The sequence below is a fragment of the Rhizobium sp. YTU87027 genome (assembly GCF_050644135.1).
Lineage (GTDB): Bacteria > Pseudomonadota > Alphaproteobacteria > Rhizobiales > Rhizobiaceae > Rhizobium.
In genome coordinates this window covers 116,413-138,429 of the sequence record NZ_CP098442.1, presented here as the reverse complement: position 1 = coordinate 138,429, position 22,017 = coordinate 116,413, and the positions used below count along the sequence as shown (strand labels likewise).

The 22,017-nt window shown below is 59.0% G+C and carries 15 protein-coding genes, 7 pseudogenes and 1 other annotated feature; of the genes and pseudogenes, 6 read left to right on the top strand and 16 right to left on the bottom strand.

All coding sequences use genetic code 11. The annotated features are described in order from the left end of the window. Positions 1-92: 92 nt before the first annotated feature. From NBG89_RS29355 to NBG89_RS29320, 8 genes and pseudogenes are all read right to left on the bottom strand, one after another. Positions 93-1,547, bottom strand: a complete 1,455-nt coding sequence (locus tag NBG89_RS29355; RefSeq protein ID WP_416068780.1) for an NAD-dependent succinate-semialdehyde dehydrogenase — start codon at positions 1,545-1,547, stop codon at positions 93-95. Between the two features lie 146 nt (positions 1,548-1,693). Continuing rightward, on the bottom strand, positions 1,694-2,074 hold the full coding sequence (locus NBG89_RS29350) for a RidA family protein (RefSeq protein WP_416068551.1): 381 nt from the start codon (positions 2,072-2,074) through the stop codon (positions 1,694-1,696). A gap of 37 nt (positions 2,075-2,111) precedes the next feature. After that, a pseudogene (locus NBG89_RS29345) lies at positions 2,112-3,362 on the bottom strand (D-amino acid dehydrogenase). A gap of 32 nt (positions 3,363-3,394) precedes the next feature. Beyond that, positions 3,395-4,136, bottom strand: a pseudogene (alr, locus tag NBG89_RS29340) (alanine racemase); the annotation flags it as partial. 265 nt (positions 4,137-4,401) lie between these two features. Beyond that, complete coding sequence (locus NBG89_RS29335) at positions 4,402-4,731, bottom strand: hypothetical protein (RefSeq protein ID WP_416068552.1); 330 nt, start codon at positions 4,729-4,731, stop codon at positions 4,402-4,404. A gap of 76 nt (positions 4,732-4,807) precedes the next feature. After that, positions 4,808-5,473: an acyl-homoserine-lactone synthase gene (locus tag NBG89_RS29330; RefSeq protein ID WP_416068553.1), complete on the bottom strand. Its 666-nt coding sequence runs from the start codon at positions 5,471-5,473 to the stop codon at positions 4,808-4,810. 75 nt (positions 5,474-5,548) lie between these two features. Further along, entirely contained in the window at positions 5,549-6,286 is a 738-nt protein-coding gene (locus NBG89_RS29325; protein WP_416068554.1) for a LuxR family transcriptional regulator, read from the bottom strand. Between the two features lie 187 nt (positions 6,287-6,473). Next, positions 6,474-7,293 (bottom strand): annotated as a pseudogene (locus NBG89_RS29320) (MFS transporter). 130 nt (positions 7,294-7,423) lie between these two features. On the opposite strand from NBG89_RS29320, the gene NBG89_RS29315 reads away from it, so the two are divergent. Next, positions 7,424-7,642, top strand: coding sequence for a hypothetical protein (locus NBG89_RS29315; protein ID WP_416068555.1), 219 nt, complete (start codon positions 7,424-7,426; stop codon positions 7,640-7,642). 433 nt (positions 7,643-8,075) lie between these two features. Here the strand turns inward: NBG89_RS29315 and NBG89_RS29310 are convergent, their stop codons facing one another. Beyond that, on the bottom strand, positions 8,076-8,609 hold the full coding sequence (locus tag NBG89_RS29310) for a UPF0262 family protein (RefSeq protein WP_416068556.1): 534 nt from the start codon (positions 8,607-8,609) through the stop codon (positions 8,076-8,078). Positions 8,610-8,793: 184 nt separating this feature from the next. After that, the gene (locus NBG89_RS29305) at positions 8,794-9,795 is read right to left on the bottom strand and encodes an IS30 family transposase (protein WP_431324651.1); all 1,002 of its coding nucleotides are present in this window, start codon (positions 9,793-9,795) and stop codon (positions 8,794-8,796) included. A 311-nt stretch (positions 9,796-10,106) separates the two neighbouring features. Between NBG89_RS29305 and NBG89_RS29300 the strand changes: the two genes are divergently transcribed. After that, on the top strand, positions 10,107-10,847 hold the full coding sequence (locus NBG89_RS29300; RefSeq protein WP_416068557.1) for a hypothetical protein: 741 nt from the start codon (positions 10,107-10,109) through the stop codon (positions 10,845-10,847). A gap of 17 nt (positions 10,848-10,864) precedes the next feature. On the opposite strand, the pseudogene NBG89_RS29295 reads toward NBG89_RS29300, so the two are convergent. Continuing rightward, positions 10,865-12,238 (bottom strand): annotated as a pseudogene (locus NBG89_RS29295) (ISNCY family transposase). A gap of 293 nt (positions 12,239-12,531) precedes the next feature. Between NBG89_RS29295 and NBG89_RS29290 the strand changes: the two are divergent. After that, positions 12,532-13,269 (top strand): hypothetical protein, encoded by a 738-nt coding sequence (locus NBG89_RS29290; RefSeq protein ID WP_431324650.1) that lies wholly within the window; start codon positions 12,532-12,534, stop codon positions 13,267-13,269. 99 nt (positions 13,270-13,368) lie between these two features. Here NBG89_RS29290 and NBG89_RS29285 read toward each other — a convergent pair whose 3' ends face one another. Continuing rightward, positions 13,369-14,364, bottom strand: coding sequence for an IS30 family transposase (locus tag NBG89_RS29285; protein WP_210633345.1), 996 nt, complete (start codon positions 14,362-14,364; stop codon positions 13,369-13,371). A 380-nt stretch (positions 14,365-14,744) separates the two neighbouring features. On the opposite strand from NBG89_RS29285, the gene NBG89_RS29280 reads away from it, so the two are divergent. After that, a protein-coding gene (locus NBG89_RS29280) for an IS630-like element ISRel6 family transposase (RefSeq protein ID WP_416068559.1) occupies positions 14,745-15,693 on the top strand; the annotation gives its coding sequence in 2 pieces (ribosomal slippage) (positions 14,745-15,080 and positions 15,082-15,693; 948 coding nt in all). 227 nt (positions 15,694-15,920) lie between these two features. Here the strand turns inward: NBG89_RS29280 and NBG89_RS29275 are convergent. Next, positions 15,921-16,421, bottom strand: a pseudogene (locus tag NBG89_RS29275) (transposase); the annotation flags it as partial. Between the two features lie 68 nt (positions 16,422-16,489). On the opposite strand from NBG89_RS29275, the gene NBG89_RS29270 reads away from it, so the two are divergent. Beyond that, positions 16,490-17,884: a transposase gene (locus NBG89_RS29270; RefSeq protein WP_431324649.1), complete on the top strand. Its 1,395-nt coding sequence runs from the start codon at positions 16,490-16,492 to the stop codon at positions 17,882-17,884. Between the two features lie 19 nt (positions 17,885-17,903). On the opposite strand, the pseudogene NBG89_RS29265 reads toward NBG89_RS29270, so the two are convergent. Continuing rightward, a pseudogene (locus NBG89_RS29265) lies at positions 17,904-18,662 on the bottom strand (IS256 family transposase); the annotation flags it as partial. Between the two features lie 440 nt (positions 18,663-19,102). On the opposite strand from NBG89_RS29265, the gene NBG89_RS29260 reads away from it, so the two are divergent. Continuing rightward, positions 19,103-20,080 (top strand): nodulation protein NodZ, encoded by a 978-nt coding sequence (locus NBG89_RS29260; protein ID WP_416068781.1) that lies wholly within the window; start codon positions 19,103-19,105, stop codon positions 20,078-20,080. Between the two features lie 36 nt (positions 20,081-20,116). Here NBG89_RS29260 and NBG89_RS29255 read toward each other — a convergent pair. Beyond that, positions 20,117-21,345, bottom strand: a protein-coding gene (locus tag NBG89_RS29255; protein ID WP_416068522.1) for an IS3 family transposase whose coding sequence is annotated in 2 segments (ribosomal slippage) — positions 20,117-21,051 and positions 21,051-21,345 — 1,230 coding nt in all. Because the reading frame shifts where the segments join, the coding sequence is not laid out codon by codon here. Continuing rightward, positions 20,948-21,064 (bottom strand) — a sequence feature (AL1L pseudoknot). Its footprint overlaps the gene before it by 117 nt. 88 nt (positions 21,346-21,433) lie before the next feature. After that, positions 21,434-21,899, bottom strand: a pseudogene (locus tag NBG89_RS29250) (NifX-associated nitrogen fixation protein). Positions 21,900-22,017: the final 118 nt, after the last annotated feature.

Below are 22,017 nucleotides of genomic sequence, written 5' to 3'. Positions count from 1 at the left end.
ACTCAGGCCAAGGAATGGAGTTGACTGATTGAGCAAGACGCGGCCACGGAATCCGTTGGATATCTGTGACGTTGATGAGCATGGCCCGCGGACTAAAGCCCGCCCATGCAGAGATACTTCATCTCGAGATAGTCCTCGAGGCCGTGCCGAGATCCCTCGCGACCGATGCCTGACTGCTTGACGCCGCCGAAGGGGGCTGCTTCCGACGACATACGGCCGGTGTTGATGCCGACCATGCCGTATTCGAGCGCCTCGGCGACCTTCCAGACGCGTTTGAGATTGGAGGCGTAGAAATAGGCGGCAAGACCGTAGATCGTGTCATTGGCTGCGCGCACCACCTGGTCGGCATCGTCGAAGCCGATGAGCGGCGCCAGCGGCCCGAACGTCTCCTCCTTGGCGACCCGCATATCGCCTGTCACCCCGGTGATCACGGTCGGTTTGAAGAATGTTCCGGACTGACCGATCCGCTTGCCACCGCAGCGGATCGTCCCGCCTTTCGCCACGGCATCTTCGACATGGGCTTCGATCTTTTGAAGTGCTGCTTGATCGATCAGCGGACCGATCGCGGCGTCGGCGTCAAAGCCGTCACGGACGCGTAAACGCCGGACCCGATCGGCGAACTTTGCTGCGAACTCGTCGTGCAGGCTGGCATGGACATAGAGCCGGTTGGCAGAAACGCAGGTCTGGCCGCCATTGCGGAACTTCGTCTGGATCGCGCCGTCGACGGCGGCATTGACATCCGCGTCGTCGAAGACGATGAAGGGCGCGTTGCCGCCGAGTTCGAAGCTCACCTTCTTGATCTGGTCGGAGCACTGCCGCATCAGCAGCCGGCCGACCTCCGTCGAACCGGTGAAGCTGATCTTGCGCACCTTGGGTTTTGAGCAGAGTTTGCGGCCGACCGCGTCGCCCTCGGAGGCATAGATGAGGTTGAGCACTCCGTCCGGAAAGCCGGCGAGCCGCGCCAGGACAAACATCGCGCCGGCGATGAGCGGTGTCTGCTCGGCGGGTTTGAAAACGACGGTACAGCCGGCGGCAAGCGCCGGCGCGATCTTGCGCGCCACCATCGATGCGGGGAAGTTCCATGGCGTGATCGCACCGACGATACCGATCGGTTGTTTGATCACCAGCATCCGACGGTCGTTGGATGGCGCCCAGATCGGCTCGCCATAGATGCGGTTGGCTTCCTCGGCATACCATTGCAAATAGGCCGCAGCATGGGCGATTTCGGATTTCGCCTCGGCAAGCGGCTTGCCCATCTCGGCGGTCAGGATGGCGGCAAGATCATCGCTGTGCTCGAGGATCAGCTGATGCCAACGCCACAGGGCTTCGGAGCGCTCGCGAGCGGTGAGACCGGCCCAGGGCTCCCGTGCGGCGTCAGCCCGATCAATCGCCACGGCGACGTCCGCCTCATCCATGTCGGGAAGCTCCGCCAGGTGTTCGCCGGTGGACGGATTGAACACCGGAAAGCGCCGACGCTTCCCCAAAGCGGTGAGGTCGACAACGGATACCAGGTCCGCGAACAGGTCTGGCTTGCTCAGATGCCGCATCAGTGACTGCGAAAGCGTCAACGGTGATCCCCCTCTTGGGTTTGCAACAGCCGCACTCTATAGCCGGTCGTCCTCAAAACGGCAGCACCGGAGCGATCCTTTCCGATCGCTCCGGCCAAGCAGCGTCAGAACTCTCTTCAACCCAATCAGTCGATGGCGATGACGGCCTCGATCTCAACCTTGGCGCCCTTTGGCAGCGCCTTGACCTCATAGCAGGCACGGGCCGGGTAGGGGGTCGAAAAGAAGCCGGCATAGACGCGGTTGACCTCCGCGAAATCCCCCAGATCGGTCAAAAGCACAGTGGTTTTGACCGTCTTCGAGAGGTCTGTTCCGGCTTGCCTGGCAATGGCAGCCATGTTCTTCAAGCACTGCTCGGCCCGCTCGATGGCATTGGCGGAGTTGAATTCGCCGGTCGCCGGATCGATCGGCAGCTGTCCGGAGACGAACAGCAGATGGCCAACCCTGATCGCTTGCGAATAAGGGCCGACAGCGCCCGGTGCTTCGTCGGTGGAAATGGCGGTGATCATCGTTCTTTACTCCATGTGTGCATTGTCGGAAGGTTCGTCAGGCGTATCGGGCGACCGCGAGTTGTGTGGCGTCGATCTCCGGCTTGCGGCCGCTGACGAGATCGCTGATCAGGCGGGCCGAACCGGTGCTCATCGTCCAGCCGAGCGTGCCGTGTCCGGTATTGAGATAGAGGCCGGCGATCTTCGTCGGGCCGATCACCGGTGTGCCGTCCGGCGTCATCGGCCTCAGCCCCGACCAGAAGCTCGCCTTCGAAACATCGCCGCCGGGAAAGAGGTCGGTGACGGAATGCTCAAGCGTGCGGCGGCGGGCCTGGCCGAGATCGTTGGTATAGCCGGAGATCTCCGCCATGCCGCCGACCCGGATGCGGTCACCAAGCCGGGTGATGGCGATCTTGTAGGTCTCGTCCATCACGGTCGACTTCGGCGCCCGCGACGCGTCGGTGATCGGGATCGTCAGCGAATAGCCCTTAACCGGATAGACCGGTAGCTTAATGCCGTAGCGCTCAAGGAAGACCGACGAATAGCTGCCGAGCGCCACCACGACCGCATCCGCACCGAACCGCTCATGATCGGTGACGACACCGCGCAACTGGCCACCCTCGACATCGAGCCGCTTGACCACCGTATTTTAGACGAAGCGGACGCCGATCTCTTCGGCCTTGGCGGCGAGCGCATTGGTGAACTTGAAGCAGTCACCTGTTTCGTCCTTGGGCGTCAACAGGCCGCCGACGATCTTGTCGCGGACATGGGCGAGCGCCGGTTCGACCCACACGCAGCCGTCCCGATCCAGCACCTCATAGGGAACGCCGTCGGCAGCAAGCGCCTTCACATCCTTCGCGGACGCATCGAGCTGCTGCTGGGTCCTGAAGAGCTGCACCGTGCCCTGCATGCCCTCGTCATAGGCAAGCCCGGTCTCCGAGCGCAGTTCGGCGAGCGCGATGCGGCTGTAGTTTGCCAGGCGCAGCATCCGGCTCTTGTTAATGGCATAACGCTCCGAAGTGCAGTTCGACAGCATCCTGAGCAGCCAGGAAAGCATGGCGGCATCTAATTTGGGCCTGAGGATCAGTGGCGTATGCTCCATGAACAGCCACTTCAGCGCCTTCATCGGAATGCCGGGTGCGGCCCATGGCGAGCAGTAGCCAAACGAAACCTGGCCAGCATTGGCGAAACTCGTTTCCAGTGCAGGACCGGGCTGACGATCGATGACTGTGACCTCATGGCCTGCTTTTGCCAGTTGATAGGCGGATGTGACCCCGACAATGCCGGACCCGAGAACAACGACTTTCATGATTTCCTCAAGACTGAAAAGCAGTATGGCTCTCAGCGATACTGACGGTGATAGCGATGACCGAGACCGGTCAGGATTTCGTAGGCGATGGTGCCGGCGTCGCGCGAGACGTCTTCAAGCGTCTGGTGGGGGCCGATGACCTCGACGAGGCTGCCAAGTGTCAACGTGCCTTCCGAAGCGCAGAGATATCGATGGTGATGCTGTCCATCGACACGCGGCCAATGATGGGCAGGCGGATCCCTTGATAGTAAACCGCGCCGCGACCGCTCAAACTCCGTGGCAGCCCGTCGGCATAGCCAGCGGCGATGGTCGCAAGCCGTGTTTCGCGCTCTGTCACGTGGGCGCCACCGTATCCGACCTTGGTGCCGACCGGCGCGGTGCGGGTCTGGACGACGGCAACATCGAGGCTGACCACCGGCTCCATCGGATTTGGCACGCCTGTCGTCGGCGCACCGCCATAGAGCGCGATACCGGGGCGGGCGAGAACACCATGATAGGCTTCGCCAAGTAACACACCGCCGGAATTGGCGAAGGAGATGTCGAGGCCGGCAATTCGTCGGCAACCCGGCGCATCTCGGCGAGTTGTTCCGCGTTCTGTGCCTCATCCGGTTCATCCGCCGCGGCGAGGTGACTCATGATGAACAGCACTTCGAGGTTGCTTTTATCGCCGAGCGCCTTCGCCAGGGCAGAACGCTCCTTCGCCGGAAAACCGAGCCGTGACATGCCAGTATCGAACTGCAACACGGCGGGCAGGGTGCGCTTGAGCGTGCGGGCATAGCAGCAATGAGCGAGGATCCGCTCATCAGCCTGCCAGCCCCAAGCTGACCAATTGCCGGCTCTGTCCGGAAGGCACGGCGATCGCCGAAGCTACACCACTCCCAAGGACATGATCGAGTTTTTCGCCGCAAATGGCGACATCAACAGATCAACCGACTAGGTGCTTCGACAGATCTTGCGCAGCTATGCACCCGTAGGCACGCACTTAGACAAGTAGGAGCCCATTTGGACCCGTCTCGATGTGACCAGGGCTCACAACGCATCATCCCGCAGGCGGTCCCAGAAGAGTGCGCCGCACTGTTTCGAAAGGATTGCCTTCCGCAAAATACCACGTGTCAAAATCCAAGTTAGGTGCGACCATCCGTGTACTCGTCTCAACCAAAGCGCGAATGCCGCAGCAAGCCGAGAAATCATTCGCGCCGACCCAGAACAGCAAACCGTCGCTAATAGCTTCCATCATCGCACGGCCTGCGTCGAAGTCGAGTTGCTCGCCGCTCAAGCGCGGCGCGGCCGACTGAAATCTCTCGATCATACATGCGAGGATGTCTGACCTGATCTTTGGTGCATCGTTGGTCGCGACGAATGCTTCCATAGCGTGTATATACAATTGCCTATCTCCGGAGAGGCCCACCACTTCTGGCTTCTTGCAGCAGGTCGACCGGCGTGGTTCAGGCGGGATGCGCCTCGCAAGTCGGGCGGAAAGCCCGAGGCGTTATACGGTGTTGGTAAAGAGGCACTGCGATTTGCATTCTCGCACGCATGTTCGACAACACTCGGGCTGACACCTCGAAAGCACCGCAGCTGACGGGACGCTTGCCAAAGCCATCTGACCGCCCGAGCTCGTCGAAGGCTGCGCCGGCTTTTTCATAGATGCGCCGCATATGCGGTTCGTAGTTCGAAATCATTGTGTGGATACCGTTGTCGAGCGCCAGCTCACAGAGCGCCAGCAGAAGGAGGCAAAGCGCCCGCTCGTACCGCATGTCAGGAAAATCGCGGGCAAGCGCCTCCTCGTCGACACACATGCGCGTGCCCTCCCATATGCCGGGTGCGATCAGATCGGCGGCATGGGGAAAAGTGGAGCGGAAAACGTCGTGAAGAAGGGTGTGGCCGGTGGTCGGCATCAGCCGCACCGCCCCATAGAGCTGGTCTCGATCGTCATCGCACCAAATGAGATAGGCCGGATTGTGGCCGTCATAGCGGTCGCGTTCATACGGACCGGATGTCTTGACCTTCCAGCCCAGCTGATCGGCAAAGACTGTTTTCCTCAACCGGAAATATTGATCCAGCAAGTGTTCATATCGGCCGTACTGATGGCCCTGGACGAATGCATACATGGTCGCCTCCATTTGGATGTCGGCGAGAACATGCAATCGAAAGTGCAGGGAGGAAATGTCCGCAACCTGATACTCTCAAGTGTGGGTATTGCCATAGGGATTGATCAGGCGCAGTTGTGCTGCGCGTGCGGTTGCGGCTGATCTGGTCGCACATTCCAGTTTTAATTGTGCCGATTTGAGGTAGGAACGAACGGTGTGCTCTGACAGGCCGAGAATGGCGGCGATTTGGGGAGCTTCCTTTCCAAGCGCGGCCCAGTGCAGGCATTCGACCTCGCGGCCCCCTAGCAAAGGAACCGGATCGTCTTCGCCATAAAGTTCACGGACCGCCTTCTTGTGGATGAGAAAGGCGAGCTCCACCCATTCTTCGCGCTGCTCGACGACGAGGGCACTCCATTCGCTGTCTGGTTTTTTGGAGTTCAGCGAAAAGAGCGCGCGGCGCGACTTGGTGACGACCGGAATCGAGAACCCGTTCTCGCCAAGACCGAACGTCATAGCGTCGGCATAAAATGCCAGCGCCGCCTTCGGGATTTCGACCTCGCGCCAATCGAAGGGCAACTGCCGAACGAGACCCTCGTGCAGGATAGGATCGACTTTGACGAAGTCCTTCAGGAGGTAGCGTGCCACCCAGGGATCGGGATAGGTGGTCCTGACAAAGGGCGTGTCCACGGCACCTGCGATGGTCTGGGCGAGATGATAAGTGACGAAGTCGACTCCATAGTTCGCCTGAACAACTCTGATCGCCTCGTCGACGGTGGGTGCGCCTTCAATGCCGGCGGAAGTGATGCGAAACAGCGCGGATTCGTTTGTCTGCATAAGAAAATCTCCACAACACGAGCGTCCTGTGGGACGCCCTTCTTTAGACGTTGACGCAAGCGGCAGCGCTTGGCCGGGACGGAGGTCCGGCGAGACCGGTGGTCAACCGACAGTGCGAGGGTCGAAAATACTGCATTTGGAAACCTTTAGCTGCGCTACGCGCGGGTGGTGTCGCAGGGGGCGACCGTTATCCATTGCGTTGCTCACTTCTGCGAAACATAGGAAACGAGCGGAGCCGGCTTGCGGGCGGCGCCTGGCGGGCGTTCACGAGAATGGCGGTTTTCGGCGGCTGGGCGGCGGGGGTGAGGTCCATGAGGTCCCGGTCCAACTGCTTGTCGGCCGCGGCCGGGCGGTGATGCAGCCGGTGATAATCCATCCAGGTTGGTGTGCGGTAGGTCTCGAGCCAGCGCGAAGGTTCGCTGACATCGCAGGTGAACGTCCATTGCCTTGCCCCAGCCCGGCTTTGCACATGCCGGCGTCTGCACAGAACCGATCGGCGTTGTCGTCCGCAATGGAATATTCGATGATGACCAGGATCGGCCAGTCTCTGGGCTTGAGATCGAGCGCGATCGCCGGCGCGACGAACGACCCGGACGGTTCGAGTGCCGGGTCGAGACGATTGCTGATCGACAGCTTGACACCCGAGGCGGCGGCGAACAGCGACGCCCCGGCGGAAGCTGCGAGCGCAGAGAAAAGCGAGTGGGTCTCGGCGCGTCCCCTGAGCCAGCTGCCGCCAGCGATGCCGCCATAGGTGATGGCGCTGTAGATCGAGATGGTCCGCCCCGCCACCCAGCGCGGACTGGCGAATTGCAGTTTACGCCGAGGACCGATAACGCCGTTACCCAGCCGGCGCCGCCAAGCGCGAGCGACGCGGCAAACGCCCACGACAGTGCACAGGTCGCGCAGGCGATGCAGGCAGCAACGAAGATTCGTTCCTGCGCGAAGCTGTGCCGGAGAGGCTGATTTGCCAGCCCGGCGACAAGTGCACCAGTGCCGAAGCCGGCCATCAGAAGGCCACCGGCGACCGGGCCCGCCGAAGGCGCCGACGACGATGAAGCCGCCCAGCGCCGCACCGTCAAAGCGCCCCGTTTTGTAGCCGGCCGACATCAGCATGAACGCCGCCGGATGAATGGGCGTATGCTTCCTCTTGAAATAGGTGCTTTGCCATCCGCCATTGTCGTTGGAGATGACTTTAATGTAGCCGGTGCGAATATAGATGTAGGCATGGGCCGTGTAGACGGCATGCTCGGTGATATTCGCAAGGCCCGCCTTGAGGCTCTCTTCGCTCCCCGCAATTGCGGTGAGGTCGGTCATCTTGTCCAGCAAGTGTCGCAATTAAAAGTCCTTGGGCAGTGAGTTAGAACACATCACGTTGAACCTTTTGGCGCCGATACCTGAAAATGCGCCTGTTCCCATCCCACCAAGGAAAGGACAGCTTGGGCGGGAGATGGAGCAAAAACCAGGCCAACTAACTCGCCCTACGGTAGAGCCTGAAAATCAGTCGGTTCCGCAAAAGCTGTGCTTCCAGATCCTGTTGTTCATGTATCGAAAGCGAGAAAAAGTCTCATCGGTGAGACGCCCGGCTGGTTATAGCGCGGCTTCGAGCTGCAGAGGTTTGAGATCATCGACGCGGGGAAGCCCTAGTAACAGCGGATGCTTCAGTGGTGCCAGTGGTCCTCGGATGTTGTCATCAGTTGCCGCAGTTTTTGCCCACCTCCGCTGCTTTTTGTCTTCAGATCATGAGACTGCCACCGCAGGACGGGACTGCGGACGGAAGCGTTCGCCAGCGTCATGCCAGCCTCCGCAAGTGTCCGCGATGCTGCTGGTTGCTGATCAGCAGCACGTGGATCAGGGTGAACAGCCGCCGCGCGGTGTCGATGTCGACGGTGACCTTGGAGGCGAGACGCGCCTGCAACAGTTCGGCCGCTTCGTTGTGGATGCCGCGGCGCCCCATGTCGATCGCCTCGATCTTCTCCGGACTGGCGCGGCCGGCGGCGTCGTTGAAGCTGTCGCAGATGAGGGCATAGTCCTTGAGATGCCGGCGAAACGGCGTCAGCGACAGATGGTGGCTGACCACATGCTCGCCGCCATCCAGCGAAATTGTCATCACCAGGCGGCGGTCGACCAGTGCAAGCTGGAGGCGGTAGGGGCCGCCGTCATGGCAGACGGGAGCGAAACTGTTCTCGTTCAAGAGATCGAAGATCGCAATCGCCTGTTCCCGCTTGAGATGCGGATCGTCCTGAACGCGAAACGAGCCATCGAGCGAGACGGCGCAGAGCCGTGCGCCGGACGGTGAGGCGTTGGAGCCCGCGGCCGCTTTCATGTCAGGCCTCCGCTTGGCGGGACCAGCATCGTACACGGTCGGGATAGAGGAGACTGCCGTCGGCCTCGCGAGCCAACGGCAGCCGAATTACCCCGGGGGACCGGCGTCACGGTTCCCTCCGAGGTCACGGCAGATTTGGAGGAGCTAACCCAAGTGCATCACGCCCGTTTTGCAGGGTAGGGGATCACACCTGATCCTGCAAATGCGCCATGAACACCTCGGCCGGCGTCTTGTAGCCAAGGCATTTACGGGGTTGGTCGTTGAGATGTCGTGCGAGTTGGATGAGGTCGCGCTGTGACACGGCGGCCAGATCTGTAGCTCCTGGCATGAAGCGGCGAATACGTTTGTTGGCGTTTTCGACAGTTCCCTTTTGCCACGGTGCACTCGGGTCGCAGAACCAGCTACGCGCGCCGATCCCTTCTTCCAAAGCCCTGAATCCGGCAAACTCGGTACCGCGATCAAAGGTGAAGCTTTGACGTGCAAAGGCCGGCAAAGGAGAAAACGCTCTAATGATCTTGTCCATGATCGGGCGTGAATGCCGGCTTGGATTCTTGATGAGAACGGTGTAGCGGCTCTTGCGCTCCACGAGGGACGTGAGATTGGCGTGGCCGAGTGGACGCTCAAAGATGAGGAGGTCGCCCTCCCAATGCCCGAACTGCGATCGATCTCCAATAAAATCAGGACGTTGGGATATACGGTGCGAGGCTGGAAACACACCGTCGCGCGGCTTCCTGGAGCGCAGTGGACGACGTTTGCGACGCGCTTCCGGGAGATACTGATAGAGGCCAAGCCCATAGTCTTCCTTGCTGTAAATGAAGCGGTAGATTGTCTCTTTACAGACGCGGACGAGGCTGTGCCCCTCCAACAACAGGCGCCCGGCAATCTGCTCCGGAGACCAGCGTGCCTCCAGCTGGTTGATGATCTCCGTGCGTAAATCCGGGTGCCGCCGCAGCTTTCTCAGCCGGCGTCGCCGCTCCTTAGAGATATCGTGCGCTACCGTGCTGTAGTAGCCGTCGTAGTCCGGCAGTTCGCGATCGTGAAACGTGTTGCGCTTGATCTCGCGGTAAATGGTCGAGCGGTGACGGCCGAGCTGGCGGGCCATTTCGGTGACGGGAACTTTTGCCGCCACCAGCTGATGTAGGCGTCGTCGGTCGGCGAGAGCAAGCTGCGTGTAGCATCGGGACATGCTAAAATCTCCAAAGTGAAGCCGTTGAAATCATTGGCATGTCGCACTTCATCCTTGAACCCACCCCCCTACACAAAATGTGGCGAAGAAGTTGGAATGTCCGTTTTGCCGCAAAGTAGAAATGTCACTTTGATCTTTCGTACGCCACGACCGACCAGCCCCGATCTGACCGGCTGATCCGGTTGCAAGATCAGATCGGGGCGGGTGAGGGACCACCCTTCCGGCTTTAGCTTCCTCACTATCAATTCGTCTTTTCCTGGTAGATGGTTGACGGCATCTACATGCCGCGAGGTTAGAATCAGGACTGCGCCATGCTTCCGCAAATCAAATTGCTGGGCGACGTCGATGTCGCCGCCCTCTCGCCGCTAATGCGCGGAATGATCCTGGCCCTATCCTATGCGGACACTCAAGGAGGCATCGGCTTGACAGCCACAGGCGCCATGAACCGCAAGTTCGTGCACTGGGCCGCCGTTCACTTCCATTGGCCCGGCTATACATCCGAAGACCTCTACAGCATGAACAAGGTCCTCAACGAAGCGGACATGCCTCCGCTTTGGGCAGTGCGGGACATGCTTCAGCACTTTAAACTTCTTCGCCGAAAAAAAGACATGCTGCTGCCGACCAAACGTGGACGGGACTTCCAGGCAAGACCGAAAGCCTACTTCGATCTGGTCGCTACGGATTATCTCTATGCATACATCCACGACGGCCAAAGGCAGGGGGAGATGCGCAACCGGATGCGCTGGTGGGACGTCTTCCTTAATCTTATTAATATCATGTCGACATCGGGATGCTCATTGAATGAACTGGCGAACGAATTATTCCCAAGCGAATCCTATCCTTTGATCGAAGAGCAGATGACCGTGGAAGATTGGGCGCTGAGATCAGAGTTTCGTTCCAGCGTCATTCGCCCCTTATGCTGGCTGGGTTTGCTGTATGAAGATCGCCAGGGGCTGGCCATGTGGGAGGAGGGCGCTTACCATAAAACGCCACTATGGCCAGCTTGCCTGCAGCTGGAATCCGACACGCAAGCCCAAATCGGTGTCCATTGATCAACCCTTGAAAGCTCTTACTCGGCAGCATCGAGCCGCGAGAGTGCCTTCTCCCGCCGCGCAATCACTGCCGGATCGTTCATGAAATCCGTCCGCCGTCCCGGCTTGCGCCCACGCGGCTTATAGCCATTTTTGTCGCTGTTGCTCCTCACGACCGGCTTTTCCTGCTGGTCCTGACGCTCCTTGATATAGGCTAAGAGTTCACCGAGCCGCTTGTTCTCGGTAATCGCCGCATGCGTCACCCGCTGGTCCTTGTCGAACACCGAGTAGGGCAGAGAATAACCTTTCCAACGCACATCCAGCCGCCCGTCAGCATAGGCATAGGTCTCGACATAACGACCGACCAGACCACGCGTCACCTCGGTCTCCTGCAGCATGATCCGCTTGCGTTCAAACGAAAACGTCAGCTGCGATCCGACATAACGCTGCTCGCGCTTGCACAGGATCTCAGCCAGTCGATCCGCCGCCAGATTCATCGGTCGATGCAGGTCCTCAGACCGCGCAGGGGCGATCGCAAAGCGCTGATTGTAGTTCTCCATGAAGTCCGGCAAAAACGCATTGCCTGCCTCCATCGTGTCGATCCCGGCCAGCCGCAGCTCCTTGACTAATCGGTCCTGCAGCGTCCGGTTCATCCGTTCGACGCGGCCCTTGGCCTGGCTCGAATTTGCACAAAGGATCTCGATGTTTAGCTCGCAAAGAGCGCGCCCGAATTGGGTCATGCCCTGGCCGCCCTTGGCATCCTTCTTCGCCACCCGAAACACCGAATGCTTATCCGAGTAGAAGGCCACAGGCGCGCCGTGACGCTTCAGATAGAGCTCCAGCGCCTCGAAGTAGGTGAAGGCGCTTTCGGAACGTACAAAGCGCAACTGCATCAACCGGCCGGTCGCATCATCAACAAAGACCAGCAGCGAGCACGGATCTCCGCGATCTTCGAACCAGCGATGCTCGGAGCCGTCGATTTGCACCAACTCGCCATAAGCCTCGCGTCGTAGTCGCGGCTGATGAAACGTCCGACGCTACTTGCGCGATAGCCACAGGCCGGCATCAACCATCCAGTTGCGCACAGTCTCGCGCGACACCCGCAATCCATCTCGCTCGGCAAGCTTCTCGGCGGCCAGCGTCGGCCCGAAATCTGCATAGCGTTCGCGAACCAGCGTCACCGCATAATCGCGAACACCATCACCGATCCGGTTGTTCGAAGGCCGGCCGATCGCCTTATGCCTTATCGACGCTGCGCCGTCAGTTTTGATCCGATCCAGCAGCCGACGCACCTGGCGCGTGCTCAGCTCAAGCACATGTGCCGCCGACACCAGCGTCTCGCGGCCCGCGATTACCTTCGACAAAACCTCGATCCGCTGCAGGTCGCGCTCGCTCATCGCTATCAGTCCCATCCGCAATCTCCCAGGTCATCAAAACGCGGGGAGAGTGACATTCCAACTTTGCAGAAACAGGACACTTTAACTTTGCGGTGTGACTTCTAATGTAAATGCAACAAGGGCTTAAAGGCTACTACAGGGCAGGGAGATCAGCCCCCGATCCGACCGGCTGGGCCGGGTTGAAAGGGCGGAGCGGGGGCGGGTGATGACGCACCCCTTCGGCTTTAGCTTTCTCACTAGCAATTGTTCTTTTACCGCTCGATACTCGCTGGGACTTGCATGGCGCAGTTGGGGATCAAAGCCGCACGATGCTTCCGGAAATCAACCTGCAAGGTGACGTCGACATCGCCGCGCTGTCACCACTTCTTCGCGGCATGCTTCTTTCGGTTGCCTATGCTGACGGTGAGGGTGGCATAGGATTGACGGCGACCGGCGCCATGAACCGCAAGTTCGTGCATTGGGCCGCTGTGCACTTCCTCTGGCCAGGATTCACAGCCGAGGACCTCTACAGCATGAACAAGGTGCTCAATGAAAGCGACATGTCGCCGCTTTGGGTCGTGCGCGACATGGCCCGTCATCTGAAGCTTCTTCGCGGGAAAAAGGATGTGCTGCTGCCAACCAGACGCGGCCGGGAGTTTTTGGTGAACCCGCAAGCCTTCTTCGATCTGGTCGCCACGGATTATCTCTATTCCTATGTCCACGCCACCGAGCGGGAAGAGGAGGTCCGAGCGCGGTTACGCTGGTGGCGCATGTTCCTCAATCTTCTCAATATCAAGGCCAGAGAAGGTTGCACGCCAATGGACGTTGTGAAAATCCTCTATCCAGACCTGGCGCCTTTGTCGGACACCGAAATGACCATAGGAGCCTGGGAGTTGAAATCCGATCTTCAGTATGGCGTCTTCCAACGCTTATGCTGGCTCGGCTTGCTCTACGAGGCACGAGAGGGGCTCACTCTTCTGCAGGATGGATCCTTCCACAAGACGCCACTTTGGGCAGCTTGCCTGCAGTTGGAATCGGATACGCAAAGCGATATCGGCGTGCATTGACGATCTCTATTCTGCCGCTGGCTGCCTAATAACACTTTCTCTCGCCGCGCAATCACCGCAGGATCATTCATGAAATCCGTCCTCCGCCCCGGCTTGCCGTCATTTGTTCACTTCACGCCTGAACACTTCAGCTGGGGTGCGGAACCCAAGGCATTTTCTCGGCGTACTGTTCAACCGATCGATCAGTGATCGTATCGATTCATCAGGAACGGACAGGACAGCAGTATCCCTCGGCAGGTAACGCCGAATCCGCCGATTCATGTTCTCAACGGAGCCTTTTTGCCAGGGCGCAGACGGATCGCAGAACCATGCATCGGTTCCCATTCCTTGCTTCAGTCGCCGCCAGGAGACGAATTCAAATCCGCGATCAAACGTCAAACTTTGCCGGGCATGCCTGGGCAGGGGGCTGAGCACGTTGATGAGCCGCTCCATGATCGGCTTGGACTGCCGGTCGTTGTTCTTGAACAGCATGGTGAACCGGCTCATCCGCTCGACAACCGTTGCCACATTGGCATTGCCCTGAACCCTTTCGAAGATCATCAGATCGGCTTCCCAGTGACCGAATTCCTTGCGATCGTTGATGGCTTCCGGCCGATGTTTGATCGAACGCTCATCTGGAAAGACCGGGTTCTGCGGTTTGCGAGCATATCTCGGCCGGCGCTTTCTCCGCCGTTCCGGAAGAAGCCGCGCCAGTTGCTGCCGTTGTCCTTCCGGTGAATAGACATATCGGTAGATCGTCTCGTGACAGACGCTTGCCTTGGCCGCTGGTTCGATCTTCAGTCGTCCAGCAATCTGTTCCGGCGACCAGCCGGATTCCAACTTTCCGATCACTTCGTTCCGCAGATCCTCGCGACGAAAGAGCTTGCCGATCCGCCGGCGCCTGTCGCGCGCCATGTCGTTGGCGGTCATCGCCCAGTAGCCCTCGGCATCGGGGAATTCCTGATCGTGCCAGTAGTTGCGTTTGATCTCCCGGGAGATGGTCGCGCGGTCCCGGCCGAGGCGTCTGGCGATCTCAGACTGGCTAAACTTCTGATCCAACATCCTGGAAATCGATCGGCGTTCGTCAAAACTCAAATGCGAAAAGGTACGGATCAAACCATGGCTCCCGAAAAGCAGGCAGCTTAGCGCCTTTGTTGCAGTTCGAGATAGAATGTGCCCCCGCTACATATAAATGTGGCGTAACCTAATTTATGGAACAGCAGAGCGGTTTTCGCTCTGTTGCTTTTTGCGACCAAACCGCCTGTTGCGTTCTCGCGCTACGTCGAAGTGTAGAAGTATGCGACTAAGGTCGACCGGATTTAAGCGCTCGAGCGTGGGCCGCCTCTGCATCATGAGCCAAGTGATTCGGCTTTGGGGGCGCTCGTCTGCGCCTTCAGACGCGCTAGAGCGGATCATTACTTATCGGAATCGGTGCGGGATTCCCAAATCAGCAGATTTGTGATTCATGATGGATGCTGGAATGGAGGCCAGCATCCATGACGCGACCCTATTCGAATGATCTTCGCGAGCGAGTCATTGCAGCGGTTGTGGACGGTCAGAGCTGCCGGGTGGTGGCGGAGCGGTTCGACATAGCTGTCTCATCCGTGGTGAAGTGGTCGCAGCGTTATCGGGCCACCGGTAGTGTGTCGCCCGGTCAGATGGGCGGCCATCGCCGACGTGTGCTGGAGCCGCACCGCGCCTTCATCGTCGAGCAGATCGAGCAGACATCACATCTGACGCTACATCGGCTGAAGGATGAGTTAGCCGCCCGCGGTGTGAGCGTCTCCCACAATGCCATCTGGCAGTTCATGCGCCGCGAGGGCTTGAGCTTTAAAAAAAACGCTGTTCGCCCTTGAGCAGGGCCGCGCCGACATTGCCCGCCGCAGAGCTCGCTGGAAAGCCTGGCAAGACCGCTTCGATCCGAAGCGGCTCGTCTTTATCGACGAGACCTGGATCCGCACCAACATGGCGCCGTTACGCGGCTGGGGGCCGAGGGGCAAAAGATTACGCGGCTTTGCCCCGCATGGCCGCTGGCGCACCCTCACCTTCCTCGGCGCCCTACGCTGCGACAAGCTCACTGCGCCCTGCGTCTTCGACGGTCCCATCAATGGCGAATGCTTTCACGCCTATGTCCGCCAGCAGTTGATCCCGACCCTCAAACCTGGCGACATCGTCATCCTCGATAATCTCGGCTCTCACAAAGCCAAGGCCATCCGTGATGCCATCAGGGCCGTCGGCGCCAGGCTCTGGTTCCTGCCGAAATATTCCCCCGACCTTAACCCGATCGAGCAGGCCTTCGCCAAGATCAAGCACTGGATGCGCCAAGCCCAAAAGCGAACCATCGAGGAAACCTGGCGCCATCTGGGCATACTCGCCGACACCATCAAGCCAGAGGAATGCGCCAACTATTTCTCAAATGCTGGCTACGCTTCCGTCAAAACATGAAAGGCTCTAGTGCGGGGACTGTCGGCGCGTTGTTGTACGTGGTCTCAATATGCAGCTCATGATGTGTCGTTGAACTCGGCGAATGGTAGCCTTTGCTTGCCGGATATTATTGGCGCACGGATCGTGAAGCGCCAGCGAGGTCCTCCTTGGGACTGCAGATCGCGTCTTTTGGAGTGGTGTAGCTCGGCTTGGTGATCGCCGTGCTTTCCGGCTGAGCCGGGAAAGGGTCAGCGAGCCGCAGCAGGCGGGCTGATGAGGGGATCATCGCTCATTTGTGCGATGGTCTCAAGGGTCATGTAACGGGATCGCTGAACGGCCCATTCGTCATTCTGTTCGAGCAACAGTGCACCGACGAGCCTGACGATGGCGTTCGAGCGGCAATCGATTCACTGGATCGATTGCTCTTCACTCTCACCGTTGGGGAAGATGCCGACGACGTCAGTGCGTCGCTTGATCTCGCCATTGAGACGCTCAATGGGGTTGGTGCTGTGCAGCTTGGTCCAATGCTGCTTTGGGAAGGTCATGTAAGCCAGCACATCTTGCTCGGCATTGTCCATGAGGTTTGCGAGCTTTGGCACTTTCGGCCTGATCTGATCGGCAACGCTGCGCCACTGTGTGCTTGCTGCTTCCGGCGTGTCCTGGGCAAAGGCTGTGGCGATGAAGGCTGAGACGACCCGTCGGCCACTCTTTCCGGCATGCGCCAACGCGTTTCTCATGAAGTGCACCCGGGGGCTGTTGAAGAAGTCTCATGCGTCTGATTCAATTGGGCAATCGTTGATTCTCTGGAGGGTTCACGATGCTCGGCCGTAAAGAACGCGATCAGCTCGAACTGTACATGTGCGGCTCGCTGCGGGAGTTGATCCCGGACGATCACATACTGGTTAAAGTAAATGCGGTTTTAGACCTCTCCTGGCTGCACGAGGAGGTTGCCGAACTTTATGCTGCCGGTGTCGGTCGACCCGGCATTGACCCAGATGTCGCAGTTCGCTTGATGCTGGCGGGCTTCCTGCTCGGAATTGTCCACGACCGTCGCCTGATGCGTGAGGCGCAGGTTAATATTGCGATCCGCTGGTTTGTCGGTTTCGGTTTGCATGAAGTTCTTCCCGACCATTCATCGCTGACACGCATCCGTCAACGTTGGGGTGCCGAGCGCTTCCGGAAGATTTTTGAGCGAACGGTAAAAGTCTGCGTGGCAGCCAAGATCGCCAAGGGAGAGATTGTTCATGTCGATGCTTCTCTCATCCGTGCGGATGTGAGCTGGGAGAGCCTCGCAGTTCGCCATGTGGATGCTGTCGCCGTCGCCAACGAAGACACTGATGGAGAGCCCAAGAGTCGTAAAACCGGTAAATACAAGAAGGTCTGTGTCACTGATCCCGACGCGTCGATGGCGACGAACGGGCGCAATCGTAGGCTTGAGCCGGCATACAAGCAGCATGCCGTGGTGGACGATGCTTACGGCGTAGTTTTAGATGTCGAGGTCACTACAGGCGAGATCAATGAGGGGCAGGTCATACTTGGTCGTCTCGACACGGTCGCCGCGCTGACAGGTTCGGAAATCAAAATTGCAACAGCAGACGCCGGCTATGCTTACGCCAAGGTATTTGCTGGCATGGAAAAGCGGGCGATCGAAGCGATTATTCCGGCAAAAGCAGAGCCGATCCGCAGCCCAGTGCCTATGCACCGGTTCCGCTACGACGCCAAGCACGACACCAAATGCCCGCGCGGCAAGATGTTGAAGGCGGGTCGCGCTGTCAAACATGGGCGCTTCTTCACATCGCGAGCTGCCGATTGCCGGCATTGCGATATGTCCCGACTCTGTCTTTCGAAGGGACGTGTTAACAAAGCTGTGGTGCTGGGCGACGACTATCCTGCACTTCTGCGAGCTCGCCGCCGTCGAGAACGCTGGTCGGATGAAGACCGAGCTTTGTACCAGCGCCACCGCTGGCGCTCAGAGGGCTACCATGGTGAAGCCAAGACCTCGCACGGGCTATCGAGAGCGATCCGGCGCGGCCTGACAAATATGAAGATTCAAGCCTATCTGACAGCCGCAGCAGTCAACTTGAAACGCCTGGCGAGCGCATTTCTGGCCATTTTGCTGCTCGTGTGCTGCCGAGAAGCCCCCAACTCAGTTCGAGATCGGCTGCGAGAAGGAAAAGCCTTTGCATTTGGATTGCTGGTGGCCTCCGCATAACAGCCGCCAACATTCGATTTTTCAACAGCCCCACCCGGCAACGCTGCCAAGTGGCGGAAAGAACTTTGGAGACGGCAGCTTTGATGCCTTCATGGGCATCGGAAACCACAAGCTTGACGCCGCTGAGACCGCGTCTGGTCAGCTTGCGCAGGAACTCCGTCCAGATCGGTTCGGCTTCCGATGTGCCGATCTCCATGCCCAGCACCTCGCGCCGCCCGTCGGTGTTGGCGCCGACAGCGATGATGACGGCCACAGAGACAATGCGCCCGCCGCGCCGGACCTTGAGATAGGTGGCATCGATCCACAGGTATGGCCAATCGCCTTCGATCGGCCGGGCAAGGAAAGCCTTGACCTTGTCGTCGATCTCCTCGCACAGGCGGGAAACCTGGCTCTTGGAAATGCCGCTCATCCCCATCGCCTTGACCAAATCATCGACCGAGCGGGTCGAGACACCCTGGATGTAGGCTTCCTGGATCACGGCCGTCAGAGCCTTCTCGGCCATGCGGCGCGGCTCCAGGAAGCTCGGAAAATAGCTGCCCGTCCTGAGCTTTGGGATACGCAGCTCGACGGTTCCGGCCCGCGTCTCCCAGTCCCGCTCGCGGTAGCCGTTGCGCTGGGCAAGCCGAAGTGCATTCTTCTCGCCATAGGGCGCGCCCGTCTTGGCGCCGACCTCCAGCTCCATCAGCTTCTCGGCGGCAAAGCCGATCATCTCACGCAACAAATCGGCATCGGCGCTCTTCTCAACGAGCGAGCGCAAGTTCATCATATCGTCGGTCATCAGTGGTCTTTCCATCAGGTTTGAGCTTGAACAACCCGACCCTACCGGAAAACACTGATGATCACCCGCTACGCCGCTCACTCCCTACAGCGCTGTTGTGGGCGCGCTCGCGAGCGGCCTAGCTACCGTCGAATTACACCTCGCCCCGGGACGCGACCGGACTGCATTGCATCGATCTCATGGATGGGTGCTATCCAAACAATAAATTTTGCCGATGCCACTGGCCACACTAGAAAGCGCTGAGTTTGAGTGGAGGAGAGTGCATCAGGCAAATGCAAGCGACGCAAAAAATAGTGGGCCTTCAAGAGGAAACATCAGGTTCTCACGGTGCTGCAGGGTCCGCCACCACACTGGCCGGCGCCGTGGTCGAACAATCATGGACCGAGCGCCCGCGCCAGATCCAACTCGCCCCCTTGCATTCGGAAACGGGGCCGCCGCGAATGCTTGATGGTCAGTTGATCGAGAATCGGTTCGTTGTCTCTCGGAGGCGTACCGGTTTTGGTGACTGTCTGTGGTCGTTAGCGGCCGCTTGGCAGTACGCGCAGCGCACGGGGCGAATGCTCGCCATTGACTGGCGTGGATCGTGCTATCTTGACCAACCCTTCGCGAACGCATTTCCGGTGTTCTTCGAACCGGTCAAAGACATCGATGGCGTGTCGGTTATTTGCGACGACCAGATCAACGAATTCTCATTCCCGGGACCATTCTACCCAGACTGGTGGAATAAGCCGTCAATCGATTGCCTTTACCGACCAGATGAGCAGGTCTTCCGAGAACGCGATGAACTAAGCGAGCTTTTTCAGGCCCAAGGTGATGTGGGCGCTAAAACTGTGGTGTGCGACGCGTGCTTAATGTGGCGTTGCGATGAGAGAGCCGAACGGCAGATTTTTCGGAGTGTCAAGCCTCGGTCTGAGATTCAAAGCCGCATAGAGACCATCTATCAGGAGAGCTTTGCGGGACACAGTGTCATTGGTGTTCATGTTCGGCATGGCAACGGCGAAGACATTATGGACCATGCACCCTATTGGGCCGATCCGGAGCTGGCGATGCGCCGAGTATGCACTGCCATTGATAAGGCAAAAACTTTAGGCCACCCAAAACCTGTGCGGATATTCTTGTCGACGGACAACGCGCAGGTGGTGGCCTACTTGTCGGACATGTTCCCCGATCTTATCACCATCCCTAAGCGTTTCCGATCGCATCAGACTGGCCCATTGCACGTTCCAGAGCTTGGGGTTGACGGCGGAATTTCGGCTATCCTTGAGATGTATCTACTAGGGCGATGCGACACTGTAATTCGCTTCCCGCCGACGAGCGCCTTTACACGCTATGCTCGCCTTTTTGTACCACGGGTAATTGAGTTCGATGTGAATGATCCGAGTCGGTTAAACTTGATTGAAGGAGTGTCAAAGGCCTGAACCGCGCCGGGTTTGCCGGAGGCTGTTTGGTTTAAGTTATGCAGCCATGGCTGGTTCGTCCAGCATGGCGTAATACTGCTCCTCGGCTTCGGCGGGGGGAATGTTGCCGATGGGCTCCAGAAGCCGTCGATGGTTGAACCAGTCGACCCATTCCAGAGTGGCGAATTCAACCGCTTCGAAGCTGCGCCACGGTCCTCGCCGATGGATGACCTCGGCCTTGTAGAGGCCGTTGATCGTTTCGGCGAGGGCGTTGTCGTAAGAGTCGCCGACGCTTCCGACGGAAGGCTCGATGCCTGCCTCCGCCAATCGCTCCGAATACTTAATCGACACGTATTGAACGCCCCTGTCCGAGTGGTGAATCAGGCCGCCACCATGAACGGGACGCCGCTCATGAAGCGCCTGTTCCAAAGCATCGAGGACGAACCCGGCATGCGCCGTCCGGCTCACCCGCCAGCCGACAATCCGGCGCGCGAAGGCGTCGATGACGAAGGCCACGTAGACGAAGCCTTGCCAGGTGGCCACATAGGTGAAATCCGAAACCCAGAGCCTGTTCGGCGCAGGAGCCTTGAACTGGCGGTTCACCCGATCGAGCGGGCTCGGAGCCGTCTTGTCCGGGATCGTCGTGCGGATCGGCTTGCCCCGGATGATACCCTGAAGTCCCATCGATCGCATGAGCCGGGCGACGGTGCAGCGGGCTATATCGAAGCCCTCCCGCTTCAATTGCCGCCAGACCTTGCGCACGCCGTAGACGCGGAAGTTCGCCTCGAACACACGGCGTATCTCGATCTTCAAGGCAATGTCGCTGCGGGCGCGGACCGATAACCGGTCCACGTCCAGGCGTTTGGCAACGTTCTCGTAGTAGGTTGATGGGGCAATCGGCAGCAGCCTGCAGATCGGCTCGACCCCGAATACGGAGCGGTGTTCGTCGATAAAGGAGATCATCGCTTCAATGGGCGGTCGAGCTCCGCCATCGCGAAATAAGCGGACGCTTTGCGCAGTATCTCATTGGCCTGCCGAAGCTCGCGGTTCTCCCGCTCCAGAGCCTTCATCTTCTCGGCGACTTCGCTTGGGAGTCCAGGCCGGGAACCATCGTCCACTTCCGCCTTCTTCACCCATTCATTGAGCGTCTGCGCCATGCAGCCGATCTTGGCGGCGATCGAGGAAACCGCCGCCCATCGCGAGGAATATTCCCCTTGGTGATCCAAAACCATCCGCACTGCTCGGGCGCGGACTTCAGGTGAAAATTTGTTTGTTGTCTTGCTCATATCGGCTCCACTTTCTCAGAAGTTGGAGCCTCCGGCAAACCCGGCGCGGTTCAGTTGTGGCGTGATCTTTTCCTCTAAAACAGCGGCGCTACGCCCGTGCCACGTCCGGATCAGCTTCGGTGACTCGGGCCGCATCGTTGACCAGCTTAGCGCCCGTCCTAGTTTACGAAGAGACCTGAAGCCGAATCGGTAAATATCGCGCAGGGTTTTCGACAGAAGGACGAGCCGTCTGGTTGTAAAAAGCATACGCCCGAAGCCCTCATTGCTGATTTTCATAGTCCGCGACACCAAGAGGCCGGAGCGCTCCTCGATAGCGAACCCGACGGCCTGGTAAAACACGTCGAGCCTCCACAGTACGTCCGGATTGGGATCGCCTATGGGTGGAAGCGCATAGCACTTAAGAGGTCAAGCACATCAACGTCGCACTTTTCCTTCCAAGATCCGTTGGCATCCTGCGCGCGGATCAATCGCACAAGACACTTGATAAAAGGAGCGGTAACGACCTTGTCGTGGTCGAGATCCGGGATAACAGCGGGATTCGGTAATGTGCCGATCGTTTTAGTCCTTATTCTTCATGCTACCTTAGTCTTATATCTACTACGCGTTCTTCGGGCACCGTCCGATGCTAGTGCGAGATAGCCGCTCCCCACCATGCAAAATGCATTTGCAGCC